Genomic DNA, 18,766 nt, shown 5'->3' with positions numbered 1-18,766 from the left:
ATTAATGATCCTCCTTGGTGATGTTTTTCTCCCATTCGTCAAGTGCATGAGCCCGGTTGTAGTCCTGTCCCAGCGGGGGGATCAGCACGGCTTCCGTAAGCTGCGCAGCCTGTCCGTATTTATTTAATCTTCTGCGAATCAAATAGACGATTCCGGCAATTAATGCGCATACGAGAGGGTTGAACAGGGACAGCAGAACGATAATTGCGAGTATTCCGCCAGCCCATCTCGCGAGCCCTTTAGCCTTGGCCCAGACCAGGCTGCCAGCGAGCAGCAGGCCAAGCTTTATTAGAAGCGCTCCCCATTGGAAGGAGTGATGGAAACCGGGAGGCTCACCGCGGAATCCGTGCCGGAAAAAGGGGGCTTGTCCATTCATCGTGCGAAATTTCTCTTGGACAGCGTGGCCGTTATTCCAATGGAACCATGGCATATGGTAGAGGAGATAGCCCAGCAGAGCCAGTACACCTCCGGCAATCAGCCATTTGATCGTGCTATATTGTTTTCTCAATGCCGTTCACCTCTTCCTATACATAATAGTCGGCTCTATGCCGGGAGCCATTACAGCTCTTAGTAACTTCTTGCTGCCAGCTGATCTTCTCCACCCGCTCATCCTCCTTCCGGTAGATTTGGTGCAACAAACGGTGCAACAAGCGGTGCAACAAATTGTGCTACAAATCCGAGTATAAAGCCGCTACCTGAATACAGCATGAGGTCAAACTAAACATGGGCTGAACGTTTGCTTAACGTTTGTTGAGCATCCAGGCGTTAATTCACTAGCTTTATTCCTCTGTGCAGAAATAGAAGGCAGCCTGCGTGTGGGCAGGCATTGCGCCTATAGCAGGCAGGGACGAGAGAAAGCCTGCGCGTTTGCAGGCATTTCGTCTACAGCAGGCGTGAACGAGAGAAAGCCTGCGCAATGGCAGGGATTTCGTCTACAGCAGGCAGGGACGAGAGAAAGCCTGCGAAAGTGCAGGCATTTCGGGTAATAGAGGCAGTTGCGGGCAGAGTTTCCTGCGAAAGTGCAGGAATATATGGCGGAATTGGCCGACAGGGGCAAATAGGGCGAAAATGCCTGCGCGCAGGCAGGTATTTCGCCTCCAGCAGGCGTAGACGAGAGAAAGCCTGCGCGTTTGCAGGCATTTCGTCTACAGCAGGCGTGAACGAGAGAAAGCCTGCGGCAGGGATTTTGTTTATAGCAGGCAGGGACGAGAGAAAGCCTGCGAAAGTGCAGGCATTTTGGGTAATAAAGGCAGTTGGAGGCAGAGTGCCTGCGAAAGTGCAGGAATATATGGCGGAATTGGTCGGCAGGGGCAAATAGGGCGAAAATGCCTGCGCGCAGGCAGGTATTTCGCCTCCAGCAGGCGTAGACGAGAGAAAGCCTGCGCGTTTGCAGGCAATTCGTCTACAGCAGGCGTGAACGAGAGAAAGCCTGCGCAATGGCAGGCATTTCGCCTCCAGCAGGCGTAGACGAGAGAAAGCCTGCGAAAGTGCAGGCATTTCGGGTAATAGAGGCCGTTGCGGGCAGAGTACCTGCGAAAGTGCAGGAATATATGGCGGAATTGGCCGACAGGGGCAAATAGGGCGAAAATGCCTGCGCGCAGGCAGGTATTTCGCCTCCAGCAGGCGTAAACGAGAGAAAGCCTGCGAAAGTGCAGGCATTTCGGGTAATAGAGGCAGTTGCGGGCAGAGTACCTGCGAAAGTGCAGGAATATATGGCGGAATTGGCCGACAGGGGCAAATAGGGCGAAAATGCCTGCGCGCAGGCAGGTATTTCGCCTCCAGCAGGCGTAAACGAGAGAAAGCCTGCGAAAGTGCAGGCATTTCGGGTAATAGAGGCAGTTGCGGGCAGAGTACCTGCGAAAGTGCAGGAATATATGGCGGAATTGGCCGACAGGGGCAAATAGGGCGAAAATGCCTGCGCGCAGGCAGGTATTTCGCCTCCAGCAGGCGTAAACGAGAGAAAGCCTGCGCATTGGCAGGCATTTCGGAGCTCGAAAAGTTACAGCTTCCGCTGCGCGACTACTGTATCTGCAATGACGGCTCTGTTTCTTCCAGTCTCCTTTGCCTTGTACAAGGCTTGGTCGGCGAGACGGAACAGCTCGTCAGGGGAAGGGGAATGCAGCGGATATTGCGCAATGCCCAGCGATACGGTTATCGGCTTGCTGACAGGACTCGTACTCTTCATCAGCGAAGCACGGATGCCCTCCGCGACCATATGAGCTTCTTGTGCTGAGCAGAGATGGAGCAGCAGGACGAACTCCTCGCCGCCATAGCGGCAGCATACATCCTGGAGCCGGACGGAGGAGGAAACGGTGTCTGCAATATACTTAAGCACCTCATCCCCGGCTTGATGCCCGTAGGTGTCATTAATGGCTTTGAAGCGGTCGATATCGAGCACGATGATGGAGAAGGGAGTCCCCTCCTGCGTCCATTCGTGCATGATGGATTCAAAGGTTCTGCGGTTGAGCAAGCCTGTCAGCGGATCGGTGATGGCGTCCAGTGTTAATTGGTCCGTTTGCCGCTTGAGATCGGTTAATGCCAGCGAGATGGCCTCCGTCAACAAGTCGGCCTCCCGGTTCCAATGCTGCTTTCTCTCCGGCAGCTCGAACTTGTCGGTTCCGATATGACTGACGAGATCCGCAAGGGAGACGAAGGGCTTGGCCAATCCTCGCGCAAGCAGCACAACGGCCACCATTAATACTGCAAAAGGAAGCAGGGTGTAGAGCAGCATCGTCATAATATGCCGGATCAATTGCTCATACATGACACTGAACGGCGAAACGACGACAACGCCCCAGCCGTTGGCGGGAACGGTGGAGTACCCTGCCAGCAGGCGAACTCCCTTCGTATTGACGACCTGCTCCTGTCCGCTTCGGCCTTGAATAAGCTTCTGTACGACTTTGTTGGCGGTGACATCCTCACCCAGCCGCTCCTGGTCAGGATGGTAGAGCAGATGGCCGTCCGATCCCACCATGTAGAAATAAGAGCCGTCATCGTCTCTTGCCGTGTCACCGAAGATCATATGCAGCACATTGTTCTGCTGAAGGTAGATCGTGCCGCCGATGACTCCCCTGTAGACACCGTGCTTGTCAAACAGCGGCTCGCTCATAAACACGATCAGACGTCCGGTGGAAGACGTCGTATAAGGCTCGGAGACGTAAGATTCCTTGGCCGCCAAGGCTTCCAGGGCCGCTTTGCCCGAGATGAATTTCCCCTTGGTGCCGACAGCCTGGGGAGATACATTGCTTACCAGTCCCTTTTCATTCACCAGAATGATGGAATTAAAATAATTGCTGCTATTGCGCATAAGCTCAAGCTTTCGGTCAATCTCATCTTCTCCCATATCGTCGATAGCCATGAAGAGGCTGGCGCTGTACTTCAGGCTGTTCCGCATGGAAATGAACAGTGAATCCACCGTATGGCTCATTTTGTTCGCATTGGAGAGATTGAGGCTAAGCGTCGTGTCCATCAATGATTGTTTCTTGGACTGGTAGGAGGCAGTAAGCAGGATCGTAGAGGTCAACAGAACGGATAGAGAGGCCAGTCCTGTCAACAGCGTGGTCAAGCTGACCTTGCTCCATGTTTTTTCTGATATGCTGCGAAGCTTTGGCATGATAGCAATCTCCTTGTTGTAAATGCAGCTTATTCTCATGCTGATCCATGATTCAGAAATAAAATTCGACATTGTTCACGCCTTTTCCTGTCCCGAGAACATGAAATTGATGTCAATTTGACAAGAGGGGAGGGTCTTTAGTCCTGGAAATTGCTTTTCAACACAGGGTCAGTATGGTAGCATTAACCTAATATGGACGGTACATTTTGGAAAGCCAAATAAACGACTGTCTGTAAGCGTTTACATAGTTGGAGAGCAGAAGGAGGAATTTGATGAGAGCAGGTTCTGAGGAGGACCTGGCAGGTTATGATGCCGTCATCGCTATATCGGAGGATACGCTGAACTCCCAGCTTCTCGGCTTATACAGGGCGGGATGGATCAGCGAGGAGTTGAAGCAGCAGGGCGAGAGCGGCGATGTCATTGAATCTGCCCTTGGCGCCCCGACAATTACGCTCAAGAAGAGCGCCAAGGCGGAGGATGTCGTGCTGAACCTCAGCTTTGACAAGGGAATATTGACGTACAGCTCTGGCGAAACAGTTGAGTTCGAAGGCATGGTGCTGAGCTTCAAGGCGCGGATCGGCCAGCAGTCTCTATCCAAGCAACTGCTGCTCGGCAGCCCGATCGTTCCCTCTTCAGTGAAGAGCCGGCTGGAAGGGCTGCCGGAGAAAGATTTTGACATTGAACAGCTTTATCTGGATATTGTCCATTCCATTGACCAGAGCCGGCTTGTTCGGATCGATAATTTTGCTGATTTTGACGCGCTCAAGGTCATGCTCCCTCTTATCGTGCAGTTCTATCGGGATGGGATTCAAGAGGTGCATCCCTTCGGTCTCGGCTATGTGCCGACGGGGCCATCCGGAGCTAATGGGGAAGATGCGCCGCTGAGGCCCACATCCATCGATTATACCATTACGCGTCATGAGAGACAGGGCTGGAGCACCTTCAACTATGTCATGATGACGGAGAATCGGGAGATGCCTGCGGGCAAGCCGCCGATTCCGATGACGCTTGTTGATTCCGGCGATGTGCAGGGACGATACTGGATTGCAGCTCATCTGATGCAGAGGCTGTTTTTTGATCCGGTCAGGGAAGCTATGGGGTCCGAGGAGCCATTTCAATGGCATGCGGAGAAGCAGTGCTGGACACTGCAAAGCGAGATCGTCATTGATGAAATCGACGAGATGCTGGCAGATCCGGCAGTCCGGTTAACCGCTCAGGGCAAGGTGTATCCGGTATGCACTATTATAATGAAGACGCGGACATTTCCGAATGTATTCGACTATACGTTTGAAACGCTTAGTGAAGTGGTCTACAGTGTAGATGGCCATTCAGGGAGCCTCAGTCCGCTGCAGGTTCAGGAGGACGGGTTCGGCGGAGTCTGGAAGTTGACGCTGACGGACGATAGCCGGATTACGGTTAACGGTGAATTTACCCGATCCGGCGATTACACTGCGAATGCCAATCATGACGCATTGTACAGAGAAAGCTATCCGAGTGCATCCGGTGTGCATAAGAAAATTCGGGACCGGTTCGCCAATCTGATGACCGGGACGTGGGGAACGTTTAACTTTTTCAATCTGCTGGCGGTCAATACTGATTATCCTGTTCTGCAGCCGTTCATTTTGCCGCTTGGCGACCGGTTTTTCTTCGCGAGTCCGGCGTTTGACGGTCAAAAGGATTGCAATTTGCGCTTCAATATCACTTATAAAGAATAATGCCGACTCCGGTCACCGTGCGTTCGTTCATTCCGAGATCTTTTGAGGAGGAGAAAGATGAGAAATATTGTCGATCAACAGTTTGAGGTTTCATTGTCCAGGCCGGGAGCGAACGAGGAGTCGAAGCTCACTGTCTCTGTTTCGTCCGAGCTGATGGAATATACGCTGCAGGGAGCGCTGCTAAGTGCGGATGAGAGCTTCCCGCTTAATGTTGTGGAGGATTCCAACGGGAACTCGATGGTTTTTGCTGTGATGAAGGATCACCAGCTGCATCTGGTGTTGAATATTAACGGCTCTGAGACGGGCTGGAAGGCTGTCAATCTATCGGACAAAGCGGCCAATGAGCCGGTTGTCACCTATACGGTGTCCCAGAACAGAAGCGGCGGCGTGATGATTGCTCTGGCAACCGCAGAGGGCAGCTCCCATCGGTTGTGGGTATCGGAGATGCTGCCGAACACGGCGGGCGACTACGAGCGCTGGGAGGGGATGGAATGGATCCAGCGTCCCGATAGCAAGCCGCATCGAATCGGCAGCCTCCATCTGGGAACCAATGACGACAAGGCCGGTTTCCCGATGCTTGTAGCGGCAACACAGGACGCTGAAGGCCATGATAAGGCGCAGCATTACATCGTCCAAACAGCGCCAAACGTGCAATCCGGGCTGTGGGAGCAGTTCCCGATGCCGGAGAATGCGCAGGAGATCCTTGCACTGACACCGGGCAGCCATGCTCTCGGAAGGGGTGTCTATACACTGTACCGCAAGGAATCCGCATTGCGGCTTGTGTTCACCTCCGTCAAGGATAGCTATGGCAAAACACATAACGTTGAGCTCCCGGTACCGCAGGGAGCACGCTCGCTCGACGCGTTGGCCGCGGGCTCGAAGGGGTTCACCGATCTGTATATCGGCGGGGACGGCATTTACCGCATTCCAGCGCGGAATCAATCCTCTGTGAAGAGCAGACAGTATGTGGCTGAGCTTGCAGATGCGGCGACTACGGCTGGTATTAAGCAAATTATCGTTCGTGATGATGAAGACAAGGTTTCCGTATGGGGTTTGTCAGGGGACAACCGGCTGCATTATATTAGCGGTCTCAAGAATGTGATGGCCGCAGCGGCTTTGGAAGCAGAGACAGCGGATGAGATGGATGAGGGGCTTATGCTTGGAGCGGAAGATACCGCCTGGGAGAAATCTATTGTTATCCGCAGCGGTGTCACTGCTCTCGCACCGATCCGCAACAGCAAGCAGGGGGCGGATACTGTACTAATGAAGGAAGGGGAGAATAAGCTGCTGGTCATGGCGCAAGCGCCGGAAACACGGCTGTGGAGCTCGACGAGCATCTCACTGCCTGATGATGGACAGGTTCGGAAGCTGAAAGCATTCGCAACAAAGCTGCACATGAAGAAAGCGGACGGCTCGCCATACTTCCCGGAGCTGGAGCAGAAGCTCTCTGAGAGGGAAGACAGCGGCACCAATGCGGGAGCAGAGCCGCTGCAGCTTCGCCTCTCAGCCTCTGATTATGTTCAGCTCGAGGTTAACGGCATCAGCTACGCGCTGAACAAGGGTGAAGCCGCCACGATAGCACCTGATGCTTACGGCGATATTTCCATCATTACATTCGCAGATGATATCAGCACTCCTATGCTGCATGTGGATCATCCGTCTCTCGGAAGCCGGATTACGATTAATCCTGCGGCCAAAGTGCATGACGGACTAGACGCGATCAAGTCGGTGGACGATCTGGGCAAGGTGAAGCTGCAGGACGGCAGAGATCTTGTCGATGCCAGCCGCAGAGACAATCTGGATTCAGCTGTGAAGGGTGTTCTCAGGCTGCAGAAGGTTGCCTCCGACCTTCCCAAGGACGGAACGGTGGCAAACGCCTATCTGCCGAACGAGGCGGAGAGTGGCGGAGGACGCTGGTCCGGAGCGTTCGGCATGTCTTACAGCCCGGAGGAGGGGCTGAAGTATTACGAGGAAGAAGACGCCCATATGATGATGTCTTCAGCGGTGGCGATGGCGATACCGGGTGCCGCTAACGGGGATTGGTTCGAGGAGGCGGTTACGCGGTTTGCCGGCGATGTGCTGGCATGGGCGAGAAACGCGCTGCATGAGGCCTACGAGTTTATCGTCGTCAAGATGGGTCCCGTCTGGCAATTCGCCCTGAAGATTGGACGGGTTATATACAAATTTACAATGAATTGCTTGAGCCATCTGTACAGCTCACTGAGCTGGCTGCTTGAGAATACGCTTGGGATCGATCTGGATAAAATCATCGGCTGGCTCGGGTTCCTGTTCAATTGGGACGATATTCTGGCTACGAAGCGGGTTCTTGTACAGGCAGTCAACAACAATCTGGAGTTTGGCCGCAATGAAATCCGCAAGGCAGAGAAGAAAGTGGACAAGTTCTTCGATGATATTGTCCATTCGCTCAAGAACAGGCGTGGAGAGCTGAAGGATCTCAAGGGTGTCCATGCAACGCTTCAGAGCGCTGACAAAGGCAGGAAGGATGAAGCGGCGCCGGAGGGCAAGAAGGCGCTTCAATTCATGGATCAGAGTCCGGCCGGGCATTATTCCAGTTATCTGATGCGCGGCGGGGTCATGCATGAGAAGGTTCTGGCGTCGCTTCAGGCTCCCCATGTGATGAATGACAGTTATCTGGACAGGCTGCGCAAGCTGTTCAACGATACAATAGTGCCGACCCTTCATGATGTGGAGGAGGATGTGAAGCGATTCGGCCAGGACTTCCAGCAATTGTTCACGGATAAAGAGCTGTCTGTGACGAGCTCGCTGGAGATGCTGGCCGGAGATGCGGCGATTGGGCTGCTTAATTTGGGCAAAAATATGATCGTCAGTCTCTTCAAAGTGATCGAGGAGATTCTGCATACGGTCGAGGACCTGATCAACAAGGATGTCAATCTGCCCATCATCTCGGCCTTCTACAAGGAGTTCGCCAAGTCGGACAAAATGTCGCTGCTCGATATTATTTCGCTGCTGCTGGCGATTCCTTCGACGTCTGCCTACAAGCTGTTGAAGGGCAAGGCGCCATTCCCGAAAGACGGAGGAGAGCTGGCGTCGATGGACAGCGAGACATTCTTCCGCCGGATCAAGGAGGAAGGACTGCTCGCGGAAGCTCCGGAAGGATCGGACGCTGCCGGCAACGGCGTCGATATTATGAAGCTTTATTCCTACATCGGCGGCCTGGCAAGCGCAAGCATGTACCATATCTGGCGCAAGGCAGAGGTCGTGGCCACCTGCATGGAGTCGAAGATTCCTGCGGCTGTAGAATCGCCGTTCTGCCTGCTGCAGGTAGCATTAACGATCCCGCTCGGCAAATGGACCGATCCCGGCAATCTGTTCGCTTGGGCGGTCAAGTGGGCGTTCCTGATCAAAAATCTGTATGATATTTGCTTCCCTGGCGAGTCGAAGGCGGGGCATATTCTGAAGATTATTATTTCCGTTATTGCCGAGATCGCTAATGTGGCCAAGTTCATCTATGCGGTGTATACCGACCGGGACAAGGCCGGGCGGATCGTTCTGGCGACATGGAAGGGCATCGAGGACCTCATTACCTTCATCGGCAATATAGTGGGCGCAGTGGCAGGCCTGCTGCCGCCTTCTACGCCTTATGGCGGCAAATATATTGCGGCATTAGTCGGCTGCGGCGCACTTGAGCTCAGTACAGGCTCTGCCGTGCTTCGTACGGGAGCAACCATTCTGGCGGATGAGCTTATGTATAACAGTTGATTCAGATATGCGCGTATCCCCGCACATGGCCATTCGCGGCCGTATGCGGGGATTTTTTTATGCTAAAGCTGGACTAGCAATGCTAGATGTTGGTAGTATAAAATCGCAAGCCAGTCGATTTGTTCACGAGTCTTATCTATCAACTTGTCTATCAAACTCATTAGCAGGAGGAACTGAGTATGTCCGAAATGAAGCTGACCATCGGTTATGATGGATATGAAGAAGGAAAAAAAATGCAGGAAATGCTGGAGGAGTTGGCTAATAGTCCAGCCGCCAAGGAACTGACCAGTCTCATTATCGGGGACTGGGGAGGCTCCTATGAGAATGATTCCAGTGAGATTGTGGAGACGCTTGTCAGGCTGAACGGTGCATTCCCGCAGCTGCGTAAGCTGTTTATCGGAGATATGGATGGTGAGGAATGTGAAGTATCCTGGATTCTCCAAAGCAATTTGGCGCCGCTGTTGACCGCATACCCAGAACTGCTGTCGCTAACGATCAAGGGCAGCAGCCAGCTTGAGCTTGAGCCTGCCCGTCACGAGAAGCTGGAGGAGCTCGTTATTATTTGCGGGGGGCTTAATGCCGACGTTATAACGAGCATTAGCGGGGGCCATTTCCCGAGCCTGAAAAAGCTGGAGTTGTATCTTGGCGTGGATGATTATGGCTTCGACGGCGATCTGGAGACGGTTCGTCCGCTTATGGAAACCGGCAAATTTCCAGCATTGACGTATCTAGGTTTGAAGAACAGTGAAATACAGGACGAAATCGCCATTGCGCTGGCCCAGGCTCCCATACTTGACCAACTGCATACGTTGGATCTGTCTATGGGCACGTTGACTGACAAAGGGGCGGAAGCGCTGCTGGGCAGCGACAAGGTGCAGAAGCTGCAATTTCTGAACCTGAGCCATCATTATTTGTCTGATGGAATGATGAAGCGCATCGAGCAATCCGGGCTTCACGCGGATATTAGCGAGCAGCAGGATTCGGAGGATGAAGACTATCGATATCCTGTCTTGACCGAATAAGATGGAGCGGATGATCGTTATTGGCAATCCGGAGAACCGGAGGACAGCCAGTCTGCAGAGAGCGCGGGAGCGGGTCGGCCTGCCCCCGGCTGTCGTTGTGCCATACCTGGATCTGCTTAGAAATCATATTTCCCTCACGGAAGCTGCGGAGCAGGGAGGAATGCTGGATGGCATTCCTCCCTTGCTGCGGCTGGATGCACCGGGTGAGAACTTCGACGTGGAGCGGGAACTCATCGCGCTGGGAGCCCCTGATGCCGCAAGGGATGAGGGGGACGACCGGCTGCTGCCATTCGGCGGCAGAGACGATCCGCAGCCCATGTCTGTACGGGCTGCATCTGCATTGATGGAGCAGCGGGGACGGCTGTACCATCCTTCGCAGTGGTTCCGGGGATACGGCAGGCTGCTTGCCCGGCTGGAACGCGAAGCGGGAGCAATATGGCCGACTGCCGGATGGCTGAATGCTCCAAGGGACATTGCAGGCATGTTCGACAAGCGCAGCACCCATAACGTGCTTAAGGCAGCCGGAGTATCCGTACCCCGGCGCTTGGCGTCTCCTGAAGCGCTGCCGGATTATGATGCGCTGTACGATACAATGAGGGATGCGAGGCTGCACCGGATTTTTCTGAAGCTTGCTGTGGGATCAGGCGCCTGCGGGGTTGTCGCATACCAGATTAATCCGCATTCGGGAGCCGAGCTCGCCACTACTACGCTCGCCTTCGATAGCTTCATCTCCAAGCCGCCTCAATTTTACAATGTGCTTAAGCTGCGCCGCTATACCGATAGAGCAGTCATACGCCCGATTGTCAATTGGCTGCTCAAGCATGGCGCGCATGCTGAGCAGTGGGTGGCTAAAGCCGCATATGGGGACCGGACGTTCGATATCCGTCAGCTTGTCGTCGGCGGGGAAGCGTGCCACAGCATTGCCCGGGTCAGCCGGACTCCTATAACGAACCTTCATTTGCGCAGCGAGCGAATGAGCATGGAGGAGCTGAGTCTGCCTCAATTGGTGCAGGAGAATATGCGGAAATGCGCGGAGGCAGCGCTTGCGGCTTACCCGTCTTCCTCTGTGGCGGGAATCGATGTTTTGATCGGAAAAGACTTGCGGCAGCCGCCCTCTGTGGTGGATGTCAACCCATTCGGAGATCTCTTGTACAACGTCGCCTATCAAGGGATGGACGCTTATGAATGGCAGATGAGGCGGCTTGGCTCCGGGAGAAGGGACATAGCGAGATAGTCTGACAGGGAGATACAACCATGGATATGAATCAAATTGTAGGCAGTCACGATATTCTTATGATTACATTGGATACGCTGCGTTATGATGCAGCCGTGCTGGAGGAGGAGAACTGCCCGAATCTGTGCGGCGGCGGACATTGGGAGAAGCGGCACACGCCGGGGAGCTTTACTTATGCGGCGCACCATGCCTTCTTCGGGGGATTCCTGCCCACTCCGGCCACGACGGATAAAACCGGTCATATCCGGCTGTTCCATTCCCGCAACACGGGCATGAAGACACATCCCCATACCTGGCTGTTCGATACGCCTGATATCGTGTCGGGGCTTCAAGCCGAGGGGTATAGGACGATCTGTATCGGCGGCGTTATTTTCTTTACCAAAAAGGTGGCGTTAGCCAGGGTGCTTCCTGGTTACTTCCAGCAGAGCTTCTGGCGGATGACCTTCGGCGTCACGAATCCCCGCTCTACCGAGCATCAGGTTAACCATGCGCTTCGGCTGCTAGAGCAAACGGAGCAGAATGAACGTCTATTTCTGTTCTTGAACGTCTCGGCCATTCACGGCCCCAACTATTATTATGTGCCTGGAGCCAAGCGAGATTCGATTGAGACGCAGCGCGCCGCCCTGCGTTATGTGGACGGGGAGCTTGGACGGCTGTTCGCGGCTATGCGCAGACGCGAGCGGCCGGTTCTCTGTCTTGCCTTCTCCGATCATGGCACTGCCTATGGCGAGGATGGCTATGAAGGGCATCGCCTCGCCCATGAGGTCGTCTGGAATGTGCCCTACCGCGAATTTATTTTATAGACATAATGGGAAAGGATGTGGGTCTCTTGATGATGGAAGCTCATCCTCTCTATAAGAAGAATACGGGCCATGACGCAGCGTCTCTCCATAATTGGAAGGAGAGCCTGGTCTCCGAGCCTTACCGCTCGTATTTGTACTCCTATCCGCATAAGACAGCTTATGGCGAGCTGGAGAAAAGGATCGAATTGTCGGAGCTGTGGAGTGCCGAGCCGGCAGAGACCTTTTTCCTTTATATGCATATTCCGTTCTGCGGAGCGCGCTGCGGCTTCTGCAATCTGTTCACCCTGCCGGACAAGCGGCAAAGTGTTCATGAGCAGTATGTGGACGCCTTGGAGCGCCAGGCCAGGCAGTGGGCTCCCTATGTGGGACATAAGCCGTTCGCCCGCTTCGCCATTGGCGGAGGAACGCCTACATTGCTGGAGCCGCAGCTGCTGGAGCGTCTCTTCCATATCGCCGGGGAAGCCATGGGACTGGATGAGCAGCAGGCCTCTATCTCTGTTGAGACATCGCCGGAGACGGTGACCAGGGAGCGTCTTCGCATACTCAAGGATCACTATGTGGATCGGGTCAGTATGGGGATTCAAAGTTTTGTGGAGCAAGAAGCGGCGGCTATATACCGTCCGCAGCGGCCGCTTGAAGTAGAACGGGCGCTTGACCTGTTGAAATCACAGCAATTCCCCGTCCTGAATCTGGATTTGATCTATGGCCTGCCGGGACAGACGATAGAATCGTGGATGTATTCTCTCGGCCGCGCGCTGTCCTATGAACCGGAGGAAATTTTCCTGTATCCCTTGTATACACGCGAGCATACTATCGTGAAGCCGGAGGATATCAGGAGGGACGGAGGCGGAACGGACAACCGCATGATGTGTTATCTAGCCGCTCGCGAGCACCTGCTGTCACAGGGTTACACCCAGTATTCCATGCGCCGGTTCGCCAAGGCTGACGTCAGCCTGGCCAAAACGATTCTGCCTTACGGCTGCCAGGAGGAAGGGATGGTAGGGCTCGGCTGCGGTGCGCGCTCCTATACCCGGAATGTGCACTATGCCTCACGCTATGGCGTCAGCCGGAGCGCGACGGAAAGCATTATTGCCGACTATGTTGCGGCAGAGCGGTATGATAGGGCAGATTACGGTTTCATTCTGGATGTGCCCGAACAGAAGCGCCGCTTCATTCTGAAGGCGCTTCTTCACCGGGAGGGCTTGGCGCTTGGCGCTTATGAGGAGCGGTTCGGAAGCCGTGTGATGGAAGACTACCCGGAGCTGCATCTGCTGCCTGACACGGGACTTGCGGAGATGGATGCGGAGTCGCTTCGCCTTACGGATGAAGGCATTGCTTATTCCGATGCGATCGGAGACTGGTTCATCTCGCCTGAGGTACGGAAGCGGATGGAAGGATATGTGCTTGCATGAGGGCGGTTCTTTATTATCGCGGAAGCTTGTCCTCCTGCAATTATGACTGCCCCTATTGTCCGTTCAGCAAGAATATGGACAGCAGTGAGACTCTTGCGAAGGATCGCTCGCAGCTGGCGGCATTCGTCGATTGGGTGCGTGGGCAGGGGGAGCTAGGGCATACGCTGTCCATCTTTTTCAACCCTTATGGCGAAGGCCTTACCCATCGCTGGTATCGTGATGCAATGAAAGAATTGTCACATATGGAGCATATCGAGAAGGTGGCGATCCAGACCAATCTCTCGTCAAAACTGGACTGGACAGATGGACTCCGTCCGGGCAAAGCCGCCTTCTGGGCCACCTATCATCCCGGACAGACAGAGGAGGGGCGGTTTGTTGCGCAGTGCGGCGAGCTGTATCGTCGCGGCATACCTTTTAGCGTTGGCTCTGTCGGGGTGAAGAGCGCGTTCCAGGCTATCGCAATGCTTAGGCGCGCACTGCCTGATGATGTATATTTATGGGTCAATGCCTTCAAGGATAAGCCCGATTATTACTCCGCAGCAGACGTCGGATATTTGCGTGCGATTGACCCGCTTTTCGACCATAATTTGAGCGATTACAACAGTATGGGCCGGGACTGCAGAACTGGCCATGACGTATTTTATGTACAGGGCCCCGGGATCGTGAAGCGCTGCTACAAGGACCGCCAAGTGATCGGGCATCTGTATCGCGATGGCCTTGAGGGATTAGCCAAGCGGCGTCCGTGCCGGATGGAATGCTGTGATTGCTATATTGGATACATCCATATGCCTGAATTGGAGCTCCACCGCGTGTATGGCGATCAATTGCTGGAGCGGATTTACAGCTGAGAGCTGCTGAAACCTTTTTCATCGACATTTCGTCAACTGAATGATGAGATAAGATGGGAGATGGCAAAGCATGCTGCAGCCGGGGATCAACCGTTCAGATACATTTCGGAGGAAACGCGTCAAGAAACGAAAGGGCCGCTTCGTCCGGTTCATACTATATCTTCTTACGATTGTAATGCTAACGGGGACGCTGGCGCTGGGATGGCTGCTGCTTACTCCTTCCGGCACGAACTTCCGGTATTTGATGGCGGATACGCTGATTACGACACAGCATCGGCACTGGGCCAAATATATTATCGGGCAAGAGGCGCTGGACCGCCGGGTTGCCGAATACAAGAAGAGCTTCGAGGCGATGGGGGATGAGCGCGATACGCATGTCATCCATCTGCCTGAAGCTGATCCTTCCCATGCCGGGGGAGAGGATGAAGCGCAGGAGAAGCCGCTGGTGGAAATCAAGCCGATATCCGGCAGCGGCTACAAGGGGTATCTGATGATTGTCAGCGACCCGACCAAAATCCGCCTCGGTGTACCGTCCAAGCGGGGCAGAGGCGAGAAGGTCGATCATATGGTGAAGCGGACGGGAGCCATCGCAGGTGTGAATGGCGGCGGCTTCGCGGATCCGAACTGGCAGGGGAACGGGTTTCAGCCGATCGGCGTCGTTATTTCGCAGGGCACGGTTTATTACGATGACGTAGGCACGAGCAAATCGACCCAGGTTGTCGGGATTGACAAGAACGGTACCATGGTTGCCGGGCGCTATTCTGTAAAAGAGATGCTGGAACTGGGCATTCGGGAAGCTGTGACCTTCCAGCCGCGAATTATCGTGAACGGCAAAGGCTTGATCAAGAATGCCAAGGACGGCTGGGGAATCGCGCCCCGCACGGCGATGGGCCAACGGGAGGACGGCGCGATCCTGTTCGTCGTTATTGACGGCAGGCAGCCGGGGCACAGTATCGGTGCCAACCTGTATGATGTACAGCAGATCATGCTGGATAATGGGGCTGTCATCGCTGCTAATCTGGATGGCGGATCATCATCGGTGCTCGTCAAGGATGGAGAGATTCTGAATAAGCCATCGGACAAAAGCGGCGACGGCCGCTACTTGCCTACCGCCTTCCTTGTGTTCGAGCATCCGGAGACGGTCGATATGCCGAATATTTGGGAGGGACTGCGGCCTAAAGATATCGATGCTGCCAAGTGGTAAGCTGCGCTTGCCTCCATACTGACTTTTCAGTATTATAAGGGCAGTATGGGAAGGGGATAGCGAAATGAACAACAACTCAGGAGCAGTTGCATCTCAGGCGTTCATTTTTGATATGGACGGTACTTTGTTTGAGACAGATACGATACTTGCAGGTGTCCATGAACGTATTTTCCGTACGCTCAGGGAAGAGGGCCTGTATATGAAGCCGGAGCCGCCGCTTGAGCAGGTGCTGGGCTGTCTTGGCATGCTGCTTGAGGATATTTGGACGACGATCATGCCTGATAGCTCAGAGGCTGCACGGAAACGGGCGGATGAGCTGATGCTCCAATATGAGCTGGAGGCTATGGAAGCGGGCGAGGGCAGGCTGTACGAGCATGTCGAATCAACGCTGCGGGAGCTGAAGTCACGCGGGTTCAAGTTGTTCGTGGCCAGCAACGGCCTGGAGCATTATGTGAAAGGAATCGCGCATCACAAGGGCATCAGCGAGCTGTTCGACGGCTTGTACAGCGCAGGTGAATATCAAACAGCCTCCAAGGTCGATCTGGTCGCCCGGTTGATGCGGGATCACGATATTAAGACAGGATGGATGGTCGGTGATCGTTCATCTGATGTGGAAGCAGGCAAGAGCAATGGTCTCGGCGTCGTTGGCTGCGCATATGCCGTATATGGCCGCCAGGAAGAGCTTCAAGATGCAGACAAGCTCATAACAGATTTCCGAGAACTGCTTGAGCTTGCTGTCTAGCCGCAGAAGAAGGGGCTGTCCGCCAAGTCCAATATCCAACGAGCCAGTCCCGAATAATGTGAAAAAGATGCTTCCAAACTACTGAAAAGTGGAAAATGGAAGCATCTTTTTCGTTGTATAGGGGGCTTATTGGGGACTCCGTTAAACTGACTTTAAGTGTCTTATGCTCCACGAAAGATGCCCGATCCTCGTTCACAGCTGCAAGCCTGCCTCTCACCACAAACCGGATGTTCGGTAGTCAGTCACTCTCGTACGTTAGGGGACTAGTTGACGATTGACGGGAAGTCCGGAGGACTTTCTCAAAAGCCTGCGAATAGGCTGGCTTTTTATCATTTCGGTCTGCTAAAGACCGAATGCCTGCCAGAGTGCAGGCTTTTCGCCATGTTTGCCCTCTAGTGGCCCAGTCGGCCATATATTCCTGCGTAATCGCAGGCATTCTGCCTTCACTGGCTTCTTTTAGTTGAAATTCCTGCACTTTCGCAGGCTTCCCTCTCACCACCAACCGAATGTGTTGCAGCCACTCACTCGCATACGCTTAGAAGCTTAGTTAACGGAAACGCACCAACAGACTTTCTCAAGAATCTGGTAGATGCATGTTTCGCCTGGCTCGCCTCTCGCATTTCGCCTCTCGCATGTCCTGGCGTTTGAATGACGGATCGTCCTCTGGCGGGGAGTACGTGGGCAGTCCCATGATTGCAGGCGTTCCACATCGTACAGCTTCTTAAAGCGGGAGCTCTTCTTTGTCCGCTTCGGATGAATGCGCGGATGCGGTGGGGGATCCCGACTTTTCTTTGCGCTGCTTCTTCTGGTTATAGAGCCAGAGCGCGTATTCCAGCGGCTTGACGATCGCGCGCCTGTAGGTATCCCGCTCTCCCGCCTGAATGAATACTTCGCGGGCAGGCTTTGGGTTCACCTCAAGCAGCCAAATATGGCCTTTGCGGTCTATGGCAAGATCCAGCGCGAGCTCGCACAGCCGTCCGTAGGACTGCTCCAGAAAGGCAGCCATGTCGATGCTGACCTCTTCGGCTTGTTCTTTAATGGACTGGACGATTTCATCATCCTTGATCCACTGCTTGAGCAAGGGCCGCATCGTTATCGCTTGCCCGCCTCCATGCAGATTGGACGTAATGCTGCCGGAAGCGCCGATACGTCCGGCACAGCCGGTAACTTCCCACTTGCCTTCGCCATTCTTCTGGACAAGCATGCGGTAATCATGAACGCGTCCGTTCGGAAGCTTGAGCTGAATCCCCTGCTGCACCAGATAGTTATTGTTCTTCAAGTTCCATTCGGCCAGCCGTCCATGGAGCGCGGACAGCTGTACCCGCTGAGGACTAATAATGCGGCGGGATTGGTCGCGGCCTTGAATCAGATACGTCCCGTCACGCTGCTTCTCAATCCGCAGAATGCCTCGTCCGCCTGTGCCGTTGATCGGTTTTAAGTAGACCAGCGGGTATTTGCGAATCATCTCTGTCAGATCGCTCGAACTTTCATACATCCGGGTTAGAGGCAAATGAGTCCGAAAGCGCGAGTCCTGTTTCATCGCACGGTAGACGATCCACTTATTGCGGAGCACCCGGTTAAGAAAGGTGAGATGTCCGTACTGCTTGCGGAATTTCCCGAGCTGCTCGAATCGGTGGCTGCGCTGAATCCGGCAACGGTCGAAGATCATGTGCGGGAAGGAGCGCCATTTGCGTGTCCAGCTCTGGGTGCTTGGGTTATAGATAAGCGCATTGATTTTGTTCTGCTTGTAGTTCACATCCTGAGGGGTGAATACAAATACATCCAGTCCAAGCTTGCGCCCCGCGGTTGTCATCTTCTGATAGATGGGCTTCTCCTCTAGCAATCCGTTGTCATTGAGATACAGGGTTAATATGCCAAGCACAGGCTGGCCCAAGCGGGATACCTCCTCGATATTTTTCTGCGCCTCTATGTGAGCGGACAACTCTCCTCCCCGCTCTGAAACCGCAGCGTGGGCTTGCCGGTCGGGCCTTGTTCCATGCCGACTGCCTTCATGCCCGCGCGAAAGCACATGCCCATGCTGGCCGGGTTGTCGGTAGCCACCGTGCATGTAAGCCGAACGCAGTGGCTTTGCAGCGCCCGCAGCAGCTCACTTCCTACTCCTAGTCCGCGTGAATGAGGACGCACAACGACGAGACAGGCATGCTCCCCGCCGCCAAGCGAGAAGGCAAAGCCTGCCAGAATTCCGTCATGCAAGGCCACGGCAATCACAGCAGAGGTATTGTCTGCCGCCGTAGTTGAATCAAAGGAGGAGGAACCGTCCCTCTCCAGATTGGAGGGCTCGAGCTCGCTCAATGCACGGATACCCCCGGCGCTCAGACGGGAATCACCGTAGCGTCTGGCGAATGCAAGCAGCTTCTTCCTGGCGGAGTGCCACTGCGCTGCCTTCAGAATCCGCACTTCCATCCGGGAGT

Annotated in this window: 14 protein-coding genes; 9 read left to right on the top strand and 5 right to left on the bottom strand. The window is 54.3% G+C overall.

The features are described 5' to 3' along the window. Position 1: 1 nt before the first annotated feature. The 3 genes from K0T92_RS20280 to K0T92_RS20270 all read right to left on the bottom strand — a co-directional run bounded on the left by K0T92_RS20280 (position 2) and on the right by K0T92_RS20270 (position 3,613). Positions 2-508: a hypothetical protein gene (locus K0T92_RS20280; protein ID WP_219874304.1), complete on the bottom strand. Its 507-nt coding sequence runs from the start codon at positions 506-508 to the stop codon at positions 2-4. A gap of 374 nt (positions 509-882) precedes the next feature. Further along, complete coding sequence (locus K0T92_RS20275) at positions 883-1,983, bottom strand: hypothetical protein (protein ID WP_219874303.1); 1,101 nt, start codon at positions 1,981-1,983, stop codon at positions 883-885. Positions 1,984-1,999: 16 nt separating this feature from the next. Next, entirely contained in the window at positions 2,000-3,613 is a 1,614-nt protein-coding gene (locus K0T92_RS20270) for a sensor domain-containing diguanylate cyclase (protein WP_219874302.1), read from the bottom strand. A gap of 272 nt (positions 3,614-3,885) precedes the next feature. Between K0T92_RS20270 and K0T92_RS20265 the strand changes: the two genes are divergently transcribed. The 9 genes from K0T92_RS20265 (at position 3,886) to K0T92_RS20225 (ending at position 16,334) form a co-directional block, all read left to right on the top strand. Then, complete coding sequence (locus tag K0T92_RS20265; RefSeq protein WP_219874301.1) at positions 3,886-5,328, top strand: hypothetical protein; 1,443 nt, start codon at positions 3,886-3,888, stop codon at positions 5,326-5,328. 57 nt (positions 5,329-5,385) lie between these two features. Beyond that, positions 5,386-9,069: a hypothetical protein gene (locus K0T92_RS25140; RefSeq protein ID WP_246628308.1), complete on the top strand. Its 3,684-nt coding sequence runs from the start codon at positions 5,386-5,388 to the stop codon at positions 9,067-9,069. A gap of 179 nt (positions 9,070-9,248) precedes the next feature. Beyond that, positions 9,249-10,091 carry an STM4015 family protein gene (locus K0T92_RS20255; RefSeq protein ID WP_219874300.1) on the top strand — a complete coding sequence of 281 codons (843 nt, stop codon included), beginning with the start codon at positions 9,249-9,251 and terminating at the stop codon, positions 10,089-10,091. 10 nt (positions 10,092-10,101) lie between these two features. Next, on the top strand, positions 10,102-11,325 hold the full coding sequence (locus K0T92_RS20250) for an STM4014 family protein (protein WP_425517673.1): 1,224 nt from the start codon (positions 10,102-10,104) through the stop codon (positions 11,323-11,325). Positions 11,326-11,345: 20 nt separating this feature from the next. Further along, positions 11,346-12,128 (top strand): STM4013/SEN3800 family hydrolase, encoded by a 783-nt coding sequence (locus tag K0T92_RS20245; RefSeq protein WP_219874298.1) that lies wholly within the window; start codon positions 11,346-11,348, stop codon positions 12,126-12,128. Between the two features lie 32 nt (positions 12,129-12,160). Beyond that, entirely contained in the window at positions 12,161-13,540 is a 1,380-nt protein-coding gene (locus K0T92_RS20240) for an STM4012 family radical SAM protein (RefSeq protein WP_246628312.1), read from the top strand. Continuing rightward, positions 13,537-14,388, top strand: coding sequence for an STM4011 family radical SAM protein (locus K0T92_RS20235; RefSeq protein ID WP_219874297.1), 852 nt, complete (start codon positions 13,537-13,539; stop codon positions 14,386-14,388). Before K0T92_RS20240 ends, K0T92_RS20235 begins: the two co-directional genes overlap by 4 nt. 70 nt (positions 14,389-14,458) lie before the next feature. Further along, on the top strand, positions 14,459-15,592 hold the full coding sequence (locus K0T92_RS20230) for a phosphodiester glycosidase family protein (protein ID WP_219874296.1): 1,134 nt from the start codon (positions 14,459-14,461) through the stop codon (positions 15,590-15,592). A 64-nt stretch (positions 15,593-15,656) separates the two neighbouring features. Further along, a complete protein-coding gene (locus K0T92_RS20225; RefSeq protein ID WP_219874295.1) occupies positions 15,657-16,334 on the top strand; it encodes an HAD family hydrolase in 678 nt (225 codons plus the stop codon). A 721-nt stretch (positions 16,335-17,055) separates the two neighbouring features. On the opposite strand, the gene K0T92_RS20220 is transcribed toward K0T92_RS20225, so the two are convergent. Both K0T92_RS20220 and K0T92_RS20215 read right to left on the bottom strand, forming a co-directional pair. After that, on the bottom strand, positions 17,056-18,276 hold the full coding sequence (locus K0T92_RS20220) for a YheC/YheD family endospore coat-associated protein (RefSeq protein WP_425517672.1): 1,221 nt from the start codon (positions 18,274-18,276) through the stop codon (positions 17,056-17,058). Further along, complete coding sequence (locus K0T92_RS20215) at positions 18,261-18,758, bottom strand: GNAT family N-acetyltransferase (RefSeq protein WP_219874294.1); 498 nt, start codon at positions 18,756-18,758, stop codon at positions 18,261-18,263. Before K0T92_RS20215 ends, K0T92_RS20220 begins: the two co-directional genes overlap by 16 nt. Positions 18,759-18,766: the final 8 nt, after the last annotated feature.

Origin of the sequence: Paenibacillus oenotherae (assembly GCF_019443105.1) — a bacterium.
Lineage (GTDB): Bacteria > Bacillota > Bacilli > Paenibacillales > Paenibacillaceae > Paenibacillus_Z > Paenibacillus_Z oenotherae.
Note: the sequence above shows the minus strand (reverse complement) of the source record. Positions and strands in the feature narration are given on the sequence as shown.